This window comes from Nocardia niigatensis NBRC 100131 (genome assembly GCF_000308655.1).
GTDB lineage: Bacteria > Actinomycetota > Actinomycetes > Mycobacteriales > Mycobacteriaceae > Nocardia > Nocardia niigatensis.
This window is the reverse complement of the sequence record NZ_BAGC01000095.1, coordinates 1-1,457: the sequence shown is the minus strand read 5'-3', so window position 1 is coordinate 1,457 and position 1,457 is coordinate 1. Positions and strand designations below refer to the sequence as shown.

Here is a 1,457-nt window from a genome sequence, read left to right as displayed (position 1 = left end):
TCGGGTGACGGCCTTCGGGAAGGACCGCGCGGTTGTCGCTGCCGTCGAGTCCGCGGCCAAGCAAGCGGCCGGGGCCGACCTCGAGCGTGGTGAACACGTGCCGGCGATTCTGCGCGCAGTGGATGAAGCCCTGGCGAGTGCGGGGTTGGCGCTCGGCGAACTCCGTTCCGGCGACGACACCTGCCGTATCGGCGTCATGCGTCGCACGACCGCCTCGAGTCTGGCGTGGGGTGTGAATCCGCCTTCTCCCGAGTTGCTCTACGTCATCGACTGTCCGTGCGGTGGCATGAACGTGTGGCAGCTCCCCGCGACGGAAGCGAAACCTGCGGAGGGCGAATGCGACTCGTGCGGGCGGGACTTGTTCGAATCCGCCGGTACCCCGATCGCGCCTATGGTCGTGGAGCCCGTCCGCTGAGGTAGTTCAGTGCTCGCGAGCGTGGGCAGGGTCAGGCAGTCTCGCCCAGCACCACCGTCCAGTGCCGCGCAGGCCGAACGGTGAGCAATCCGACGCATCGTCCCCGGCCCGGTGTAGGCCGCGCCCGCGCCGGCCGCCGCGTATCGCACATAACCCCCGGCCAGCTCGGAATCGTCGGCATCGTGCCAGCGTCGATGGACCCATTCGGGAACCACGGCGAAATCAACGGTGCGGGCGAAGGTTTCGGCCCCGGCCAATTCCCGCCGGATCGCGATGTCGGCTCGGATCACCTCTGCGGCATGGAGATCGACCAGCAGCGGCCCGAGCACCGGATAGCGATCACCCAGAACCTGGGAGATCGCGGCCAGATGACGCAACCGGCAGATCTGCTCGTGCAGCATCCGCAGTTCGGCGAGAGGGCACCGCATCGCGTCCTCACCGCCATGTCCGTCGGCTGCCCGGCCCGGCACAACCGTCACATGTGTTCATAGCAAACGCCCAGTTCCCCTGTTGCACAACGGCGACCGCCGAGCAACCAGTGCCACGCGATGCGATAGCCGAGAATCCGCACGGTACCTCGATCGGCCGACCTTTCACTACCGAAAGGTAGCCGGGCCGCTGCCCTGATCAGTGGCAACAATCCGCCGCTGGCACGAATCGCGCGATAGTTGGCACTGACGGTCACAGATTTCCAGCCGGTAGCTGTCGGTGCCCCATGGCACAGTCATGCGCATGAGCTATCGATACTCCAGTCTGACCGGGGCGATCGGCGACAAGGCCAGCCCCCTGCGCCAGTACCTCGACCAGCGGTACCCGAACCTCAAACCCGTGCAGGCCGACTACCGAGCCCGCGCCGGCACACTGCTCGTCCCGAGCCGCATCGCCAACTCGGGAACCTTGGGCGCTGCCTTCGACTACCTGCTCCGATTCACCTGCGACGGCGACTACCTGCCGCAGACAGCCGTGATCGCCTTCCTCAATCGCCCCGGCCACGTCGCGGTAGTCCGGGAGCTGCGCGAACTGGCGGGCCGGGCGAGTGCGC

General features: G+C 67.2%; 1 protein-coding gene and 1 pseudogene. One reads left to right on the top strand and one right to left on the bottom strand.

All coding sequences use genetic code 11. From position 1 onward, the window contains the following. Positions 1–258 precede the first annotated feature (258 nt). Positions 259–894: a hypothetical protein gene (locus ON33_RS41785; protein WP_157184795.1), complete on the bottom strand. Its 636-nt coding sequence runs from the start codon at positions 892–894 to the stop codon at positions 259–261. 253 nt (positions 895–1,147) lie between these two features. Here ON33_RS41785 and ON33_RS30920 point away from each other — a divergent pair. Further along, positions 1,148–1,457: pseudogene (locus ON33_RS30920) on the top strand (hypothetical protein); the annotation flags it as partial.